Genomic DNA, 17,310 nt, shown 5'->3' on the forward strand with positions numbered 1-17,310 from the left:
GTTCCCGACCAGATGCCAGAGGTGATTGAATTTATTGCGTACGCCGGGCTCTAAGGTAGCTGATGTAAGGTCCGTATGCATGAGATAAATAGATTTCAATAGAGTGTTGATGAAGTGTACTACGAAGCTATTGAAATGGGATAACTACTTTTCATTTTCGGAAGGGCTTGATAAGCCCTTCCGGATTTTACTCTTTATTTAATCAACTCCGCAAGCTTTTTGCTCAACTCTTCACCCCGAATATTTTTGGCAATGATTTTACCCTGGGGATCAAGAAGGAAGTTCTGGGGAATGGCCCGTATAGCATAGGCCTGAGCTGCCGTATTCTTCCATCCGGTCAAATCCGAAACCTGCGTCCAGGTCAGTCCGTCTTTTTCAATTGCTTTCAGCCAGGCATTTTTACCGCTGGGCTGATCAAGGGATACACCCAAAACGGTAAAGTTTTTGTCTTTATAAGCCTGGTAGTTCTTCACTACGTTTGGGTTTTCGGCCCGGCAGGGGCCGCACCAGCTAGCCCAGAAATCCACGAGCACGTACTTACCCCGAAAATCTTTTAGTGATACCGGCTTACCGTTTACATTCGGTTGGGTAACTCGGGAGCCATGGCACCAATGGCTGTTGCCTTGATGGCTTCCAGTTGATTACTAAACGTCTTTCCCAAGGCAGAATTTCGAATTTCCGGGGATAAACCCTGCATTAACTCATAATTGGATGCATAATCCGGAAAAGCTCCTGAACTTCGAATGATGGCATTTAGGCTTACAAAGCTGTTCGGGTGCTGTCTAGCAAAAGCCAGAGATATTTTCTTTTGCTTCTCAGCAAGTGTATTGTATCGCTTGATGAACGGTTTGCTATATACGCTATCTTTTTGTTGTTCAGGTGTACCTTCCTGATACTCCTGCAGCACTATAGCAATTTCTTTATTCGTTGATTCCAGTAAGTGCTGTAACGCCTGATTTTCCAGATTCGTTTTCGTGCCGGTAACCTTGATGTGCTCCAGGGAATCAGGACTTTCTATCTTGATTTTACCCGGTTCCACGTAAAATTGCTGGATTCCTGCCCGCTGAGCCTGACGTAGCGAAAGCCCTTTTTTATCAATCATCAGCATGGCATTCAAAGGTTCACTGTTTTCGAGTGTCCCTTTAAATGAAAAAGACCCTTTATGAATTTGTACCGAATCAACATTTTTTCCTGCCTCACCGTACATTAAATAAGCTTTAGCCGGAGCGTCGTAACTTTGGGCTTTACCCTCAATGGTAAACGGTTTGGATTGAGCCAGAGCCAGTACGGGGCAACAGGCCAAAATCGTCCATAAATACTTCATGACGTCAATAGTAAGTTTGAAAAAGAATAATCAATCGTTGGCGAATACCGAATTAAGGCATGAGTTCAGCCAGTTTTTTATCTAACTCGCTGTGATCACTACTGTAGCGGGCAATGATGGTACCTTCTTTATCGAGCAGAATGTAAGTCGGCAGGGAATGAATGGCAAAATGTTTCGTGAGATCTGAATCCGTCCGATAGCCTCTGAGCACGTGGTGCCAGGGCAACTGATCTTTTTCGACGGCTTTTTTCCAGGCTTCGGGTTTACTATCATCATCGGAAATGCCGACCACATCAAATCCTTTGGCCTGATACTGCTCGTAGAGTTTGCGTAAATGAGGATTGTTTTTCCGGCAGGGCACGCACCAGCTAGCCCAGAAATCCATTAACACATACTTGCCTTTCAGATCAGCTAACTTAAAGGGTTTACCCTGGATGTCTACGGCTTCAAAGGCAAAAGCCTTATCACCGGGTTGGCCCATTTTATCCAGACGGATCTTCTCGGCAGCTTCCTTGCCGTAAGCAGAGGCCTGTACCTCTGAATCTAAGCCCCTAAGCAGGTTTTCCCGTTCTTCTAGAGGTAGTGACATGGCCATTCCACTAGATAGCAGGAAGGCACTGATTACCGTGCTGGGATGATCTTTAACGAAGGCTTGTTCAATCTTGAGGTATTCTTTGTATAGGGGCTCTCTCGATTTTTGGAGTAAAGCTTCCTGAACGGTATCCTTCGCTTCGTGGGCTTTCATGTAAATCTTATTCAAAGAGTCTAAGCGGGTACGCACGGAACTTAGACTCTTCTCGTAGTTCACGTAAAGATCATGCGTAGCAGAACCCGTTACTTTCACTGTAGGTAGACTGGCAAAATCTCCCTTGACCGTGATGGGTTTATTTTCTACGAAGACCCCAAAATACTTTGTCTTACGGTAGTCTTTATCCGTAATAACGCTCATCATAAAGGGGTGCGGGGCTTTTCCCTGAATGGTGAAATGGCCCTTCTTGACCGCTACAGAATCAAGCTTTGCGTTTAAAGCTTCCGCTCCAAAAACCGGAGTTTTTCGAAAGTATACGTACGGTACATTTAGGCCTTTAATGTCCGCGGAAAGCGTGTAGCCTGTCTGGGCTTCTCCCAGCGTGGGTAGAGTCAAAAGACCCAGGGCTAAAAAGCCAAGCAAGGAATTTTTCATGCGTTTACTTATTGAGGGTTTTGTACGAGGTTAGGATTAACGGACATCTCCGTTTGCGGTAATAAAAACACAACTGTAGCATCCGTTGGCTGAACGGTAATTTTATCACCGGGCAGGTTGGTGGTGTAGCTGCGTACGAGGGGCCGATTATTGCGAAGAAGATCATCCCGGCGGTAGCCAAATTCAAAGGCTAATTCCATCCGACGTTCATCGAGTACCGCATCGAGTACGGTGGCCCGGCCCCGTAGATTACTTTCGCTGTAAAGGTCCGTCAAACCGGCCCGCTGACGGATGGCATTTACATCGCTCAGGGCTTCCGTATTCCGGCCCAGCTTAGCTAACGCTTCCGCCCGATCCAGCAGCAGGCCGGCGTAGCGGGAAAATACGGGTGAACTCAGCCGAATATTCCCGTCTTGCGTGTATTTATTAACAAAGTAACGCGTGCCCTGGGTGTTGGTCATCAGGGAAACATAATGCTGGAGACGAGCATCCGTCTTCCCTTCATTGAGCAAAGCAATCAAGGGTTCTGAAGCAGCGGCATACCGGGAATCGGTGTAATCGTAGTTGATTCCAAACGTGGCGGCAGTCTGAGCAGACGTCATCCGCATGCAGAAAATGGTCTCCTGATCCGTACTGTGATCAGTCGTAAAATAGTTGGTAAACTCCGTTCCGGTGACCAGTTTGTATTTGTTCTGACGCATAACCAGGTTTACAATTTCAACCACTTTCTCATTTTCCCCCCGTTGCAGATAAACGTTGGCCAGTAAGGCATAAGCGGCATTTTTACTGGCATAGGCATTGCCTTTGTCGAGGGTCATCAGGCTGGCGGCCTGCATCAGATCGGTTACCAGCTGATCATAGCATTCTTTGACCGTATTACGAGCAGTAAAGCGTTTACATCCGGCTTCGTCAGGAGGGTACGCCCAGGTTCTGAGCCGGATTCTGAGCATACGGAAGCCCGAAAATGCGTACCAGAGAAAAATGCATCAGAGCTCTCAGATAGAGGTTTTCGCCTTTGAGCTGGAGGTCCGCCGCTGGAGCATTGTCCGGAATGGCCTGAATTACCTGATTACTGGCATAAATTAATTTATAGGCTCCGTCCCACATCACATTCAGCCCTAGCAGGGTACTGGTATGTTGGTACGTGTAAATCCCTATGGAGGTAGTAGTGGCATTATCTCCGGCCAGTAGTACCTGTACATTGTCACTGGACAGTTCCGTAAACCGATGAAAACGGGCGACGAGAGAATTATTCAGCAGCATCGAATAATTACCGTAGGTAGCCGTTTGCAGATTAGCCGAATTCGTAAGAAAGGTAGAGGATTCGACTTGCGTTTCTGGTTTAACGTCCAGAATTTCCTGGCAACCTCCCAACAGGAGCCCTGACGTAGCGAGCAGTACAGAAAAAGAATATCGCATAGTAGAGATGTTCAAAATCATTAAAAGGACAATTGCAGACCCGCCAGGTATTTGCGGGCAAAGGGATATTTGCCGGCGTTCTCTTCGCCGAAGGAGCCATTCTCTTCCGGATCAATACCCGTAAATCGAGTGAGTGTGAGCAGGTTATCACCCGATACAAAAACAGTCAGGTTTTGCATCTTCATGCGAGACAGCACTGGGCGGGGTAGGGAATATCCCAGACGAACGTTGCGAAGCCGGGCAAAATCCCCCCTTTCTACGTAGCGACTGTTGGGAAAGTATAAATCCTGATTACCGCCAATGATGGCAATGGGAGCATCGGCAATATCGCCGGGTTTTTGCCAGCGAACTTGGCCCTTAGGTAAGGCAATATTATTTTGCGTAGCCGAAGATCCGTCAAATTCCAGGTTATTTCGGGTTCGGTTCAGGATTTTATATCCCGCACTGAAGTTGATGAGAACGCTTAGACTAAAATTTCCATAGGTAAGGGTATTGGTCAGGCCTCCCGTCCATTTGGGTTGGGCACTACCGAGCACCTGAAGCGTGGCCAGTCCGATAGTAGGCGTAGTCGTTACCCCAGTTACGCTACCATTTCCGTCCTTTTGAAGGATCTCCCAAAGCGGGTTACCCGTCTGCGGATCCACTCCTGCGTACTTGGGCATATAGTACGAACCTACCGCTTCTCCAACCCGAAGGATGGTTCCTACGTAACTATTGCGGTAGATGTCGGCGTTGTTATTGGTTAACGCCAGTATCTGATTTCGGTTGAAGGCGATATTAAAGTCCGTTTCCCAACGCAATTTGCCAGTCGTGTTCCTGCTGTTAAGGGATAACTCGATACCCTTATTGCTAATGCTTCCTATGTTTCGGGCGATGCTTGAAAATCCGCTGGTCGTCGGAAGGGGTACTGATTGCAACAAATTGAAATTTCGCTTATCGTAGAGTTCCAGGGTTACGTTAAGCCGCTTCCATAAGCTTAGATCAACGCCCAGGTTGGTCGTCTGCTGACGCTCCCATTGTAAATCTGCATTAGGAATCTGTGAAGGGATCGCTCCCAACTGGCCCAGGTATTGCGAGGCTGGAGTACTGACAAAACTGTAAAGCCCGTAGGTGGCATAGTCAGCCACGGGATTGGAGTTGCCGGTAATGCCGTGACTTAAGCGAAGTTTTAGATTCGTAAGAACGTTGCTTCCTTTAAGAAAGGCTTCGTCTGAAACCTGCCATGCTCCACTGAAAGCATAGAAATTTCCGTAGCGAGCGTTGATGCCAAACCGGGAAGAACCATCCCGGCGGAACGAACCTGTTAAAAAGTATCGGTTATGTAGACTATAACTCAGTTCAGAAAATAAGGAAGCATACCGGGTTTCGACAATACTTTCAAAAGCAGAAACCGTTTTAGCACCCAGCACGGTTAGTAAGTCGGATTGTAGCCCCAAACCCGTTGAGCTAATACTCTCCGTTCGAATGCGGTTGTATTCGGCCCCCAGAATTAATTTAAAGTCGTGTGTCCCATAGGCTTTTTCCAGAAATAAACGATTGGACGTAAGCGTATTAAGCGTCAGGGATTGCGATTTTGAAATGTAGCCCGGGTAGGTGATGGCAAAAGAGGCAGAGTCTTTGGGCGAAACGTACAAAGTACTCCCACTTTGCCCGAGTGTTAAACGGTTAGCCGTTTCAAACCTCATCCAGTCCGTAATCCGGTACCGATAGGTAAGATCGGCATTTACCTGAAAGGTTTTGGCTTTATTCCAGTTTTTTCCTACGCTGTAGAGCGGGTTAAACGAACCTCCCGAACGCCAGCCTGGGTCAGCACTGCCTCCGACTCGGTACGATCCATCGGCCCGAGTCGGGGAATCAAACGGAAGCAGGTAATAACCCGCACTGGCAATGTTGAGTACGCCGTCCGATTGCACCGTGTTGTATAAACCGTTGAGAGCCGTCGATAACACCATCCGTTTGTTGAGCGTAAACTCGGTATTGGTGCGAAAATTAAGTCGTCGGTATAAGTCCGTAATTTTTACCGGGTCTTCCGAGTAAAGGTTAAATCCGGTGTAGTTTTTGATTTTATCATTCCCGCCGGAAATACCAATTTCGTAGTTACGGGTTACACCCGTGTTATAAATAAGGTTCGTCCAGTTGGTGTTATGGGTCAGCAGGCTGGCAGGAGCCTGCTGATTAACGTAAGCCGCTACACTCTCATCGCTGGCCGTAGGATTGCTTCTACGGAAAGAGTTACCGAAAGACTGACGCATGAGATCGTACCGTTCCGCCGAATTCATCATGCGTACCTTTCCTAAGGTGGGCTCATTGATACCCATCGTTACATTGGCCGTAATGCGGGTAGGTCCGTTTTTTCCTTGCTTGGTCGTAATAACAATCACGCCATTGGCGGCTCTTGATCCGTACAGGGCGGTAGAAGCCGCATCTTTCAGAACAGTGACCGAAGCAATGTCCTGCGGAGCTAGATAAGCCAGGGCATTCTGCGTTTCAGAAGAGGCCTGAATGATGCCATCCACTACGATTAAAGGTTGATAGGCACTCCCAAAAGCACCGCCCAGCGAGCCTGCTCCGCGAATCATGATGCTCATGAAACCCGCAGGACCTCCGCCCGCATTAGCAATATTGACTCCTGCTAATTTGCCCTGTAGATTTTGCAGAAGCGTCGAACTGGTCACGTTTTGTAAATCTTCGGCCTGTATCTGTACGGCGGCTCCCGTTAATTCACGAATGCTTTTATTGCCATATCCGGTAACCACTACTTCGTCCAGCCGGGCGGCTTCAATTTGGAGCCGAATGTCAAGAATCCGCTGGCTTCTAACGATCACTTCCTGGGTTTTATAGCCCACGAAAGAAAAGACTAGCGTAGAACCATTTTCGGGCAAATCCAGGCGGAATTCGCCTTTATCGTTGGTCATCGTACCCAGGAGCGTGCCCTTAATTAAGATGCTAACTCCAGCCAGCGGTTCTCCCGTCTCGTCCGTTAAAACTTTTCCTGAAATGTTTTGAATGACTCTGCTCTCTGCCGTTGGTACTGCATTACTTGATGAAGCATTCACCGGACGGGAACTGTCTTTTTGTTTTTGCGATAAGACATAGGTCTTTGCCCGCACTTCTTTTATTTCAATTGGAAAGGGACTCAGTAAATTGCGAAGCTGTTCATCGGCCGTACGTCCTTTGGGAGCGGGTGCCCATTGATTCAATTCGGGTATTTCTTCCATGAGAATGCTTACCCCAAATCGCTGCCGAATCGCATTCAGCCGCTGGCGGAGCGTTTGCTGATTCTGAGCAGTTTGCTGACTAAAGATAGCCTCTGTGACAGGAATCCGACTACGAGCTTCCAAAGTAGGTTGGGCCAATAGGAAGCATAGCCCCGCCGTGAAGGCGAAACGTGGTACATCTACGCTCATAAATAACGTTTAGTTAAGGTACGATGAATGAAGGGGAATTAGCGGGGGGTAAGTACCAGGGAATCTGATTTTGCTACGAGTTCGGCATTAAGCATGTAGGTTAAGGTATGGATAATATCCTGAGAATGAGGAGCAACAAAATCGCCGGAAAGCTGGCGATCTTTCAAGCTGGGTTCAATACCAATCTTGGTATTGAAACGATCATTAATTTGTTCAATCACGACTGATACAGGGGTGTGATCGAATAAGAAACGCTGTTGCTGCCAGGCGGTTAAATGAGCGGGCCGTGAAACGGCTTCGATGGGGGCCAGATTACCGGGTTTTGAGGCTTTGGCTAACTGACCGGGTTTAAGGAGCACCCGGCGACTGCCCGATTCTAGTTCAACACTTCCTTCCTTTAAATAGACTTGGCTATCTTTTTTACGACTGAGTACTACAAATCGGGTCCCCAGCACGCGAATGTTCAGGTTGGTGGTGTGGACCCAGAAAGGAGCGTGGTTTTTTTGATGTTTGCGTTAAATTCTGCCTCGCCCGTCAATTGAATATTCCGCTGGTTTTTAAAACTAAAGCGGTTATAAGAAAGGGTAGAATTGCTATTGAGTATGACCTGACTGCCATCCGGAAGCTCAAGGGTACGAACTTCGCCAGGCTGGGTTTTTAAGGTTTTTATTTGCCATTGGTCTTTAAACAAATACCCAGCTATTAATACACAAGCCAACAGGCTAACAGCCAGACCATAGAGATTTAACGGAAAACGCTGACGAGGCAGAACTTGCAGGGGTGCATGAGAGGTATTCTCTAATTGATTGGTAATCGTTTCCCAGGCCTTATCTTGATTCGTTTGCATTTGAAGGCTTTGCCGCTCCCATTCATCCAGCCAGGTAAAATATTGCTCCTGATTGATCGGGTTCATTAACCATTGCCCGATCTGCTGCTTCTGATGAACCGTAGCCTGGCCGTTGAGATACGTAAAAAAAACGGATTTAGTAATGATAGTTTCCATGGTATGCAATTGAGTCGGATCGAAGGTTAAAATGCGTTAAAAAGTATCGTTAAAACCAGTAGTCCTGCTTTTTTCATGTGCTGACGAACCTGTTGTAAAGCTCTAGCTACGTATACTTCAACCGTTTTAACGGATAATCCTAGTTCAGAAGCGACAAGAGCCTGCTTTTTGCCTTCGATTCGGCAGGCAATAAAAACCCGTTGTAAGGGTAGGCTTAATTCTTCAATGGCCATTTGCAGGTGCCAACGGATTTCATCGGCCTCTAACAAAACTTGAGCGGAAGGCTGATCTTCGGGGGTATTTTGAGCCGATAGGCTGGTATCTGAAACCATGGTAACTTCATCGCGTAAATAGCGTAAAGCCAGATTTCTAACGGCCTTGTATAAATAAGATCGGTACGAGTTTTCAATCGTCTCATAAGCTTTACGGCTTTGAAACTGAATGAATACTTCTGCTACGATGTCTTCTGCGATAGCTTTGGAGGAAACATACCGAACGGCGTGGCTGCATAAGGGCGTGTAATACCTTACAAAAAGCATAGATAAGCCCTCCTGCACATCTCTTTGAAAAGCTCTTTGAATAAAAACTTCATCCGAAGTTTGATGAGTCGTCAAAGCAGGTTCTTCCGTAGAGGAGTACTCAGTGGAGAGTACTGGTTTTGCTTGACTGCTGTCTTCCGGTACGCTGCCTGCTTGCATAGGCGAATGATTGGTGTTTTAGAGTAAGTTCCTAAAAACAACATTATCCCTACAAGAATATGTGAAATTTTATTTCGCTAAATGCATATTATGCCTAATTTTATATTATAGTGAGTAAAAATCATATAATGATTGGGTAAGATTCCTCTATAACTCGTCAACATACCTTTTAAGGATTAACTGGCTTTTTTAGGATATGTGTGGTTATGAATTTATGTTATATAATCAAACCTTATATTAAACCCACTACATTTTTAATTAAATAATTATATAAAATATTACAAATAGTATAACAAAATAAAAGGAACGTCTGAGAAAGTTAACCTTAATAATGAGGTAAGGAACCGATGTCTTCAGATAAGCAGGACATATAAAGAAGGGACCTGTTTTGAAAAGTATGATAAAGTATCTTTTTAAGATACTGCTTTATTTTTGAGTTTATTGGTGCAGGTAGAATTAATACAAGGTTTGATTAGGTAAGGGAAAATGTGGGTTACTAATCACGTGGAGCTAGGAACCACAGAAAGTAAATCCACAATGATTATCCCTCCCTATTCCAAGTGGTAATCCTGACAAGCATCCCATGCATGCCGTGCGTCACTAGGAACAGTTGGAGGAAGAAGATAATTGCGGATTCTGATATTAATTATCAAAAATGGGAACAAGTAAATGCTTTAGCTGAAATTCATGTATGTACGTATAGGTACCCTGCTTTTGCGAGTAAGACACAGAGCCTAGCCGTGGATCAATAGATGGATCGTTTATATGAGTGGCTTAGCTCCGTAGAAAAGCAAGTCAATGCTAAATAAAATATGCCATTCTTTAAAGACAAGTAGCTGATTAACAGGTCTATTTTAGAGCGTACTGTCGTCTGATAACGTATTAAGCTTTTGAAGGCGATGACTTTGCGATTGCTTTTGAAACTGCTCTGGTGTTTGCCCCGTTTGTTTTTTAAAAAAGCGACTGAAGTAAGGACGGTCTGAAAACCCAAGCTGAAAGGATATTTCCTTGATCGTATAATCACTATGGATAATGAGTCGCTTGGCTTCCAGAATAATCCGATCATGAATGAGTTGCATGCCGGTCTTGTCTAACTTATCCTTGAGTATCTGATTGAGTCGTTTGGAGCTCAATCCCAATTTCCCGGCATAAAAATCGGTATTTCTAATTTGTATGTAGTTACTCTCCAGAAGCGTAAAAAAGTCAAAAACTCTTTTCTGATGAATATCGTGGTTAGTGAATTCCTGTTCTTTGACTTTGATCAGTTTTAGCAGAAAAACCCGCAAGATGGCCTTGAGGATCACCAGGTCCGCTTCTGGTTTTTGATATTCATCACGCATGAGCTGAAAAACGGCGATAAGTTCTTCGGCTACATTCTTTTCCAGCTTCAAACAAGAGAACTCGCCCTGTACATTGAAGATTTTGAAAATATCCAGTAAGAACTCTTTGTCTTCCTCTCCAATCACTTCTCTTTTAAAAGAGAGTAACTCACCATTTTTTCCAGCCTTGTTGAGTTGATGTACCCGGTACGGAGGTATTAAATACACCCAGTCACCCTTCACCTGTATATCCGTGGAGCGGGTATCATGGAGAGCATCTTCATTTCTCAACCATACAATTTCAAAAAAGTCTTTTCTATGGGGATCATCCAGGTAGCTGGGGGGGCAATGGTGCAGGTTCCTCAAATAGATCAGGGTATTCGAGAGTCGGGAATCAGGTACGTTTTTCAAGGTAGACGCTATCGTTTTTGAATAGAACATTTTGCCCATTAGGGAGGACTATTCGGAAATGTACAACTTTGTAAATCAAAAGTAGGCGGTTTTGTGACTAAATGTTCCTAATTGTCCACCAATTATGGAATAATGTATAATTCTGTGCGGATTATCTAGCTCTACCTTTGCCCTCGATAAACACCTACTACTGTATGAATATCGAGTTAGAATCTCCCAATGATTTAGGAGTACATATTCGAAATAACTACGAGCAAATTATACGGGAAAATAGCAAGCTGGCCGATCAGATTAATTTTGATGAGTTTACCCCACTCGTTGGTGAAATCAGTAAGGCCAAGGCCATCTTTTTAGTAGCTGCCGGTCGTTCCGGCTACGCCATGCGATCCATTGCCATGCGTTTGATGCACCTGGGTTTAGCGGTACATGTCGTGGGAGATACGACAACCCCGGCTATCCAGTCTGGTGATCTGCTGTGGGCTGCTTCAGGTTCTGGTACGACTGAGTCAATCGTTCGGACAGCCGAGAAAGCAAAAGCAGCAGGAGCCCGGGTCGTTGCTATAACAACGAATAATGCGTCAAAACTAGACTCAGCTGGCCCATGTTCACGTTCAGCTTCCCGCCGCTGAGAAACAGGATCACCAGGGCAATCGATCCCATCAATACGCTGGAAGTCTGTTTGAGCAAGCCCTGCTCTTATGCGGCGATGCTCTCTTTATGGGCTTGTGGAAACTTGAAGGTTCCGCCGCCGAAACCCTCTGGAAGCGTCATGCTAACCTGGAGTAATGAAATGAACATGTAATCTAATAATAAGCAGAATGGCAAAATTACAAGTAGCAATAGATTTATTAACCATTCAGGATGCTCTGGCATTAGCCGCTAAAGTAGCTCCTTATGTGGACATCATCGAGTTAGGCACACCTCTGATCAAAGCAGAAGGGTTAAAGGTGGTTACCGCTATGAAAGAGGCTCATCCTGACAAATGGGTATTTGCGGATATGAAAACGGCTGATACCGGATTTTTGGAGGCAGAAATCGCATTTCAGGCCGGAGCAGATCTCATTACCGTGATGGGAACGGTGGATGATGCCACGGTAAAAGGGGCCGTAGAAGCCGCTGAAAAGCATGGAAAAAAAGTGGTAGTAGACACCATTGGAGTAAAAAACAGAGTGGAGCGAGCGAAAGAAGTGACCGCATTGGGTGTAGCTTTCGTTGAACTTCACGCTGGACTGGATGAGCAAGCTCTGCCTGGGTACTCGATTCAGAAATTGATCAGTGAAGGTAAAGAGGCGAACGTTCCTTTCTCTGTAGCCGGGGGCGTAAACATCCATACGATTAAGGACGTAGTGGCAGCAGGGGCAGAAGTTATTGTGGCCGGTGGAGCTATCTATGGAGCTGACGATCCAGCAGCGGCAGCTAAAGCACTTAAAGAGGCAATAAACGCAGTCTAACGCTACTAAAGTAATTTAAAAAGAGTCCAGCCCTGTTTTGGGTTAGGCTCTTTTTATGTATTTAAAAATTAATAGGAGTTTGTTCAATAAGAATAGCTAAATAAGAAGTCCAGTAAAATAATAGTAACCAGTAAAATACACAGAGAGGATTGAACTCTGAACATTAAATTAAGTAGCATTACTATCAATCATTACCTTAAACCAATTACTCTCAAAAAATGGACTACAGAAAAACGATGGGATTCTTGGAATAGTAAAACGTTTACATTTTTCTCAATACCCAATGGATGAAATCATTATACATTGTCTCTTACGTAATCAAATTATAGGTAACCAAACTTGGATTGAGCTTCGTGTAAAATCTAAAGGTTTTGTCGCCAATTGGTATGCGTTAATCGAAAACTTGGGGTAGTTTTATATCACTTATTTTATATCGTAATAACCGCAACAGAACGAGCTTTTAATAAATGTAGAACTCCATTAAGATATAACTTATTTTATATCTTAAGTCTTGTGATAAACTATTATAACAGTTGAATTTATAACGTTTTACAAACGAATTTCAGGGAAAGCTTATCTAGTCCTTCTATCGCTTCTGACACAAGGATCTACTGTCAAGATAGAAACGTGCCTATCTTTTGGAGAGATCAAGGCTTGATGTAGACGTGTACGAATGCGGTGAAAATTACTGAATCTCTTTCAGGCGATCAATTAATTCACGACGGTAAGTAAGTCCAACCGGGATAACTGCCGTACCCACGAAAACCTCATTGCCGCTCATCCGGTCTATCTTGTTTAAGGGAATCAGATACGACTTATGAATTCGCATGAACTGAGTGGAAGGTAACCGACGCTCCACTTCCGTCATGGTCATGGCAACTAGATACATTTGCTGAGCTGTAAACACCTTGATGTAATTTCCCCAGCTCTGGATGTACGTCAGCTCGCTATAAGGAATACGCATCCAGTCCGTATCTACTTTTATGACTAGCGATTGAGGGGATACAACCTCGGGCGTTTCCTGCTTTGTCTCTTTTTCAGCGGACGCTACGACTTTATCGATAGCTTTCAGGAAACGGGGAAGTTCAATGGGTTTAAGTAGATAATCGACCACCCCATAGTCATAGCTTTCCAGAGCAAATTCCGAATAGGCAGTCGTCAGAATAACGCGAGGGGGATGAGCTAGCGATTGCAGCAGTTGCAAGCCCGTAATCTGGGGCATGTTAATATCCAGAAACAGCAGATCAACGGGTTGCCGGTGCAGGAAATTAATGGCTTCCAGGGCATCGTAGCAATTGCCTACGAGTTCCAACTGAGCGACCTGTGCTATGTAATGCTGGAGTACATAATGGGCGGCCGTTTCATCATCAACAATCAGACATCGCAATCGATTAAGCATGGGCTGGAGGGGCTAGTTGAATTTCTAAATGCGTGGTAAATCGATCTTTCTCCTGGCTTAAGATAAGCTGGTGTTTTTCAGGGTATAATATTTCAAGCCGTTGGCGGGTATTTTGTAAGCCTACTCCCGTCGATTCTCCCTTGGGTTTATGGGAAGAGAGCGAGTTTTCAATCAGTAAGATCAATTGATTCTGTCTTAACTGTAAGGTGATCTGGACAAAGCAGCCTTTAATGTCGCCCGTACCATGCTTGAAGGCATTTTCGACGAGTGGCATTAACAAGAGGGGAGCCAGCTGGTAACGCTGTAGCTGATGTTCTTCGGCCGGGTAATGATAGCTAATCTGACATCGTTTCCCCAGTCGTTCCTGTTCCAGGGTCACGTAGCTGGTAATGAATTCTATTTCCTGCTGCAATGAAACGAGCGAACGGCGACTGCTCTCGACCTGATACCGCATCAACTTCGATAACTGCATAATCAGATTGGGCATTCGGTCTGGCTCATGCAGGCTGATTCCGTAGAGGTTATTGAGCGTATTAAAAAAGAAATGGGGGTTCAATTGATCGTGTAAGAAGCGAATTTGTTCATCCTGCTGAAGCAATTGGTCCGTACTGCGTTGTTGCTGTTGTTGATAAAACCGCTGTAGCAGAAAGATAGCTACGAGCACCAGTAAACTGACGAAATGGGCGGCCAATAAAAAAGGGCCCGCTTCCCACCATCCTTCCTCTGGACAGAATTCCGGATAAATCCAGAAGTTAGCTCCGTAGATAATAAAGCTACCCACCACTAAACCAGAGAGGGTATAGACGATGTAGGGCTTAATTCGCTGTTTGAATAATAAAGGGAATAAAAAGAAGCGATGAAGCTGGGCCTGTCCGTATAGCAGTATGAAAAACAGCAAGGCTCGCCCCAGATCGTTCCAGGACGTAAGCTGATTCCAGGCATTCAGCGACATGAGAATGAAAAGAAACGCAAATATCAGGATTTCCTGTAGCCAGATTTTCGGTGTATTTCTATCCTGGGTTTCTGTCATCGGTAGAGTTATTTTCGAACAAAGCAACCAAAAGCATTTAGCTTTCGCAATTGAAAAGGACCAACGCAATTGATCCTTAATACAGAGGAGTTGATCATTTTTAGTCGACGTTTTCCAACGCAGCAAACCTACTTTGTGGCCAGATGACCGCTACTTTCCAGCGGAATTATAGCCATGAATAAGCATAACTTTTGGAGTATACTACCCTTCCTACTAGTGTCACTGCTCACGCAAGGACAGCAATTACCCAGCTCTTCGCTCAACCCAGGCCAGCTAACGGGGATGCTGGTGGATTCCCTGACGAGTCAACCCGTACCTTTTGCGAGTGTAGCCCTTCTGTCCGAATCCGGAACCCTGATTACGGGTCAGACCACCTCTGAATCCGGTCAATTTTCCTTTACTAAACTCATTACTGGAAGTTATGGATTGAAAATCACCTACGTCGGCTACCAGTCCCGTAGCCTGAGCGGCATACGAATCACCGATAGCCAACCCCTCCAGAATTTGGGTACTATTCGGCTAAAGGCCCTGAGCCGTCAGTTAAACGAAGTACGGATTAGCACCCGGAAGGCATTGATTGAGGAGAAAGCGGATCGGCTGGTTTATAATGCGGCCAGTGATCTGACCAATAAGGGAGGTACCGCCGTGGACGTGTTGCGGAAGGCTCCCATGCTCACTGTGGATGTCTCCGGGAAAGTTCAGATTCGGGGTAGTTCAAGTATCAAAGTATTGTTAAACGGACGCCCTTCGGGCTTGCTGGCTCGCAACCTGAGTGAGGCACTGAAGATGATTCCCGCCAATACGATTCTGGCCGTTGAAGTAATGACAAGTCCGGCCGCTCGCTACGATGCCGAAGGGGCCGGCGGCGTCATCAACATCATTACCAAGAAGCAGCTCAAAGGGTCCAACGGGAATTTAGATGTAACGGCGGGTAACTACGTGCAGTCGCTGGGCGGGAGCTACGGGTTCAAGCGGGAAAAATTTGGATTGACGTTTTCGGGAAATACCAATGCCGAGCGGGAAAAAACCATTGCGGAAATGACGCGTACCTCGCTAGCCGATGGCCAATCCACTGGGGAATTGTACCAGCGGAGTTATGCCAATAATGTGAGCCGGGGCTGGTTCGGAGATCTGAGTATGGAGTATGCCTTCGATACGCTCAATCGGGTTAACTTCTCGATGAGCAGCTGGGGCGGCACCTGGCCGGGTTCGAGTACCCTTTACAATCGTTTTCAATCCATCAATCCTCCCCTTACGCAGGAATATAATCAGGTAGTCGATCAAAAGAATCCTTTTGGCAATCTGGAATGGAATCTGGGCTATACCCGATTGTTTCGCAAGCCTAAGCAGGAACTGAGCCTGCTGGGGCAATATAGTTACACGTTCGACAACACGCGGTATGTGAGTAATCAATTTAATCTGACGAATCAGCCCCTGTACCGCGAGACGAGTACCAACCTCAGCCGTAACCCTCAATGGACCTGGCAAGTCGACTATACCCATCCCTTCTCCAGTAATGGGCGGCACGTATTCGAAGTAGGGGCGAAACTGGTGCGGCGAGAAGTAAGCAGCGTCTATGAGGTATACCATAGCCAGTCCGAAAACGTGACCCAGCTCATTCTCAGCAATGATCGCTCGAATACGTTCAAGTATAGTCAGCAAGTCATGGCTGGGTATGCTTCTGTAAAACTGACGAACCGAAAATTATGGACCCTTCAACTAGGTACGCGGCTGGAAAACACGAAAATGTACGGGCAGTTTAAAACCACAATTCCTCCTTTTCAGGTAGATTTTCAAAACCTGATTCCTAGTGTCGTACTGTCGAAAGAACTAACCCCCCAGCAATCGATCAAGGTATCCTATACCCAACGGATTTCGCGACCGATGATCTGGGATTTGAATCCCTTTATTAACGCCAGCGATCCTAAAAACTTGGTAGCTGGGAATCCCAAATTACGGCCTGAACTGGCCCATCTGGCTGAGCTAGCGTACTCGGTGACTACCGAAAACGGAACGTACGTCAATCTGAATCTGTACCGAAGACAAACGGCTAATTCGATTGAAGATGTACGAACCGTTGACAACGCCGGGGTTTCGACCACGATGCGTCAAAACGTGGCCCGCAATGAGCGTACGGGTCTAAACCTCAATGCCGCCGGAGAATTCGGACGCAACCTGAAAGTAAACGGGGGCGGGGAGTTGTACTACGCCCACTTCAATAGTCCATCGCTGGGCATTAAAAATTCGGGCTGGCTTTGGCAGGTAAACCTGAATATGGCCTATGAGTTGCCCCGGAACTATTCAATCCAGGCGAATGGCATGTACAGTACGGGCTGGATACTGCTGCAAGGCAGAAACTCCGCCTGGTATGACTATAGCCTGGCGGTCCGTAAAGAGTTCTGGGATAAAAAGGGTAGTCTGATTTTAGGCGTCAATAATCCATTTACGTACCCCTTCCGTCAAAAAGAAAACACCCAGTCAGATACGTTCCGGGCCCATACTGCCAACCAGTATTTCACTCGTTCCGTCAAATTAACCTTTAGCTGGCAGTTTGGACAGCTTCGGAACAGTTCAGAAGAGGAAGTCAGAAAAATTACCCACGACGATGCCCGCTCCAAGTAACGAGTCTGGATTCGCATCCACGATTGCCTGAAAGCTTATTTCAT

The 17,310-nt window shown here is 45.8% G+C and carries 15 protein-coding genes; 3 read left to right on the forward strand and 12 right to left on the reverse strand.

Annotated features, from left to right (window positions below):
• Positions 1-194 precede the first annotated feature (194 nt).
• From BWI93_RS28480 to BWI93_RS03780, 10 genes are all read right to left on the reverse strand, one after another.
• Positions 195-533 carry a peroxiredoxin gene (locus BWI93_RS28480; RefSeq protein ID WP_255157705.1) on the reverse strand — a complete coding sequence of 113 codons (339 nt, stop codon included), beginning with the start codon at positions 531-533 and terminating at the stop codon, positions 195-197.
• 41 nt (positions 534-574) lie between these two features.
• Positions 575-1,324 (reverse strand): DUF4369 domain-containing protein, encoded by a 750-nt coding sequence (locus BWI93_RS03740; RefSeq protein WP_255157706.1) that lies wholly within the window; start codon positions 1,322-1,324, stop codon positions 575-577.
• Positions 1,325-1,376: 52 nt separating this feature from the next.
• Entirely contained in the window at positions 1,377-2,507 is a 1,131-nt protein-coding gene (locus BWI93_RS03745; RefSeq protein ID WP_094808821.1) for an AhpC/TSA family protein, read from the reverse strand.
• Between the two features lie 8 nt (positions 2,508-2,515).
• Positions 2,516-3,457, reverse strand: a complete 942-nt coding sequence (locus BWI93_RS03750) for a RagB/SusD family nutrient uptake outer membrane protein (protein ID WP_094808822.1) — start codon at positions 3,455-3,457, stop codon at positions 2,516-2,518.
• A complete protein-coding gene (locus BWI93_RS03755; RefSeq protein ID WP_176454121.1) occupies positions 3,417-3,926 on the reverse strand; it encodes a RagB/SusD family nutrient uptake outer membrane protein in 510 nt (169 codons plus the stop codon). Before BWI93_RS03755 ends, BWI93_RS03750 begins: the two co-directional genes overlap by 41 nt.
• 20 nt (positions 3,927-3,946) lie before the next feature.
• On the reverse strand, positions 3,947-7,333 hold the full coding sequence (locus BWI93_RS03760) for a TonB-dependent receptor (RefSeq protein WP_094808824.1): 3,387 nt from the start codon (positions 7,331-7,333) through the stop codon (positions 3,947-3,949).
• Between the two features lie 38 nt (positions 7,334-7,371).
• Positions 7,372-7,788: a FecR family protein gene (locus tag BWI93_RS03765; RefSeq protein ID WP_255157707.1), complete on the reverse strand. Its 417-nt coding sequence runs from the start codon at positions 7,786-7,788 to the stop codon at positions 7,372-7,374.
• Between the two features lie 8 nt (positions 7,789-7,796).
• Positions 7,797-8,246 (reverse strand): FecR domain-containing protein, encoded by a 450-nt coding sequence (locus BWI93_RS03770; protein WP_176454122.1) that lies wholly within the window; start codon positions 8,244-8,246, stop codon positions 7,797-7,799.
• 116 nt (positions 8,247-8,362) lie between these two features.
• Positions 8,363-8,875 carry a sigma-70 family RNA polymerase sigma factor gene (locus tag BWI93_RS03775; protein WP_176454123.1) on the reverse strand — a complete coding sequence of 171 codons (513 nt, stop codon included), beginning with the start codon at positions 8,873-8,875 and terminating at the stop codon, positions 8,363-8,365.
• Positions 8,876-9,888: 1,013 nt separating this feature from the next.
• Positions 9,889-10,764, reverse strand: a complete 876-nt coding sequence (locus BWI93_RS03780) for an AraC family transcriptional regulator (RefSeq protein ID WP_255157708.1) — start codon at positions 10,762-10,764, stop codon at positions 9,889-9,891.
• A gap of 194 nt (positions 10,765-10,958) precedes the next feature.
• On the opposite strand from BWI93_RS03780, the gene BWI93_RS03785 reads away from it, so the two are divergent.
• Positions 10,959-11,393, forward strand: coding sequence for an SIS domain-containing protein (locus BWI93_RS03785; protein WP_217902229.1), 435 nt, complete (start codon positions 10,959-10,961; stop codon positions 11,391-11,393).
• A gap of 189 nt (positions 11,394-11,582) precedes the next feature.
• Positions 11,583-12,215: a 3-hexulose-6-phosphate synthase gene (gene hxlA / locus BWI93_RS03790; RefSeq protein WP_094808828.1), complete on the forward strand. Its 633-nt coding sequence runs from the start codon at positions 11,583-11,585 to the stop codon at positions 12,213-12,215.
• Positions 12,216-12,900: 685 nt separating this feature from the next.
• Here hxlA and BWI93_RS03795 read toward each other — a convergent pair.
• Both BWI93_RS03795 and BWI93_RS03800 read right to left on the reverse strand, forming a co-directional pair.
• Positions 12,901-13,614: a LytTR family DNA-binding domain-containing protein gene (locus tag BWI93_RS03795; protein ID WP_094808829.1), complete on the reverse strand. Its 714-nt coding sequence runs from the start codon at positions 13,612-13,614 to the stop codon at positions 12,901-12,903.
• Positions 13,607-14,644, reverse strand: coding sequence for a sensor histidine kinase (locus BWI93_RS03800; RefSeq protein WP_094808830.1), 1,038 nt, complete (start codon positions 14,642-14,644; stop codon positions 13,607-13,609). Before BWI93_RS03800 ends, BWI93_RS03795 begins: the two co-directional genes overlap by 8 nt.
• 216 nt (positions 14,645-14,860) lie before the next feature.
• On the opposite strand from BWI93_RS03800, the gene BWI93_RS03805 reads away from it, so the two are divergent.
• Positions 14,861-17,266, forward strand: a complete 2,406-nt coding sequence (locus BWI93_RS03805) for a TonB-dependent receptor (protein ID WP_255157709.1) — start codon at positions 14,861-14,863, stop codon at positions 17,264-17,266.
• The last annotated feature ends 44 nt before the right edge of the window (positions 17,267-17,310 follow it).

Origin of the sequence: Siphonobacter sp. BAB-5385, assembly GCF_002261125.1 — a bacterium.
Lineage (GTDB): Bacteria > Bacteroidota > Bacteroidia > Cytophagales > Spirosomataceae > Siphonobacter.

What these genes read in the sequence shown, in the direction of transcription:
- BWI93_RS03740 (WP_255157706.1), bottom strand. Translation starts at nt 1,324, where the DNA reads ATGAAGTATTTATGGACGATTTTGGCCTGTTGCCCCGTACTGGCTCTG.
- BWI93_RS03745 (WP_094808821.1), bottom strand. Translation starts at nt 2,507, where the DNA reads ATGAAAAATTCCTTGCTTGGCTTTTTAGCCCTGGGTCTTTTGACTCTA.
- BWI93_RS03750 (WP_094808822.1), bottom strand. Translation starts at nt 3,457, where the DNA reads ATGCTCAGAATCCGGCTCAGAACCTGGGCGTACCCTCCTGACGAAGCC.
- BWI93_RS03755 (WP_176454121.1), bottom strand. Translation starts at nt 3,926, where the DNA reads ATGCGATATTCTTTTTCTGTACTGCTCGCTACGTCAGGGCTCCTGTTG.
- BWI93_RS03760 (WP_094808824.1), bottom strand. Translation starts at nt 7,333, where the DNA reads ATGAGCGTAGATGTACCACGTTTCGCCTTCACGGCGGGGCTATGCTTC.
- BWI93_RS03770 (WP_176454122.1), bottom strand. Translation starts at nt 8,246, where the DNA reads ATGAACCCGATCAATCAGGAGCAATATTTTACCTGGCTGGATGAATGG.
- BWI93_RS03775 (WP_176454123.1), bottom strand. Translation starts at nt 8,875, where the DNA reads ATGCTTTTTGTAAGGTATTACACGCCCTTATGCAGCCACGCCGTTCGG.
- BWI93_RS03785 (WP_217902229.1), top strand. Translation starts at nt 10,959, where the DNA reads ATGAATATCGAGTTAGAATCTCCCAATGATTTAGGAGTACATATTCGA.
- hxlA (WP_094808828.1), top strand. Translation starts at nt 11,583, where the DNA reads ATGGCAAAATTACAAGTAGCAATAGATTTATTAACCATTCAGGATGCT.
- BWI93_RS03795 (WP_094808829.1), bottom strand. Translation starts at nt 13,614, where the DNA reads ATGCTTAATCGATTGCGATGTCTGATTGTTGATGATGAAACGGCCGCC.
- BWI93_RS03800 (WP_094808830.1), bottom strand. Translation starts at nt 14,644, where the DNA reads ATGACAGAAACCCAGGATAGAAATACACCGAAAATCTGGCTACAGGAA.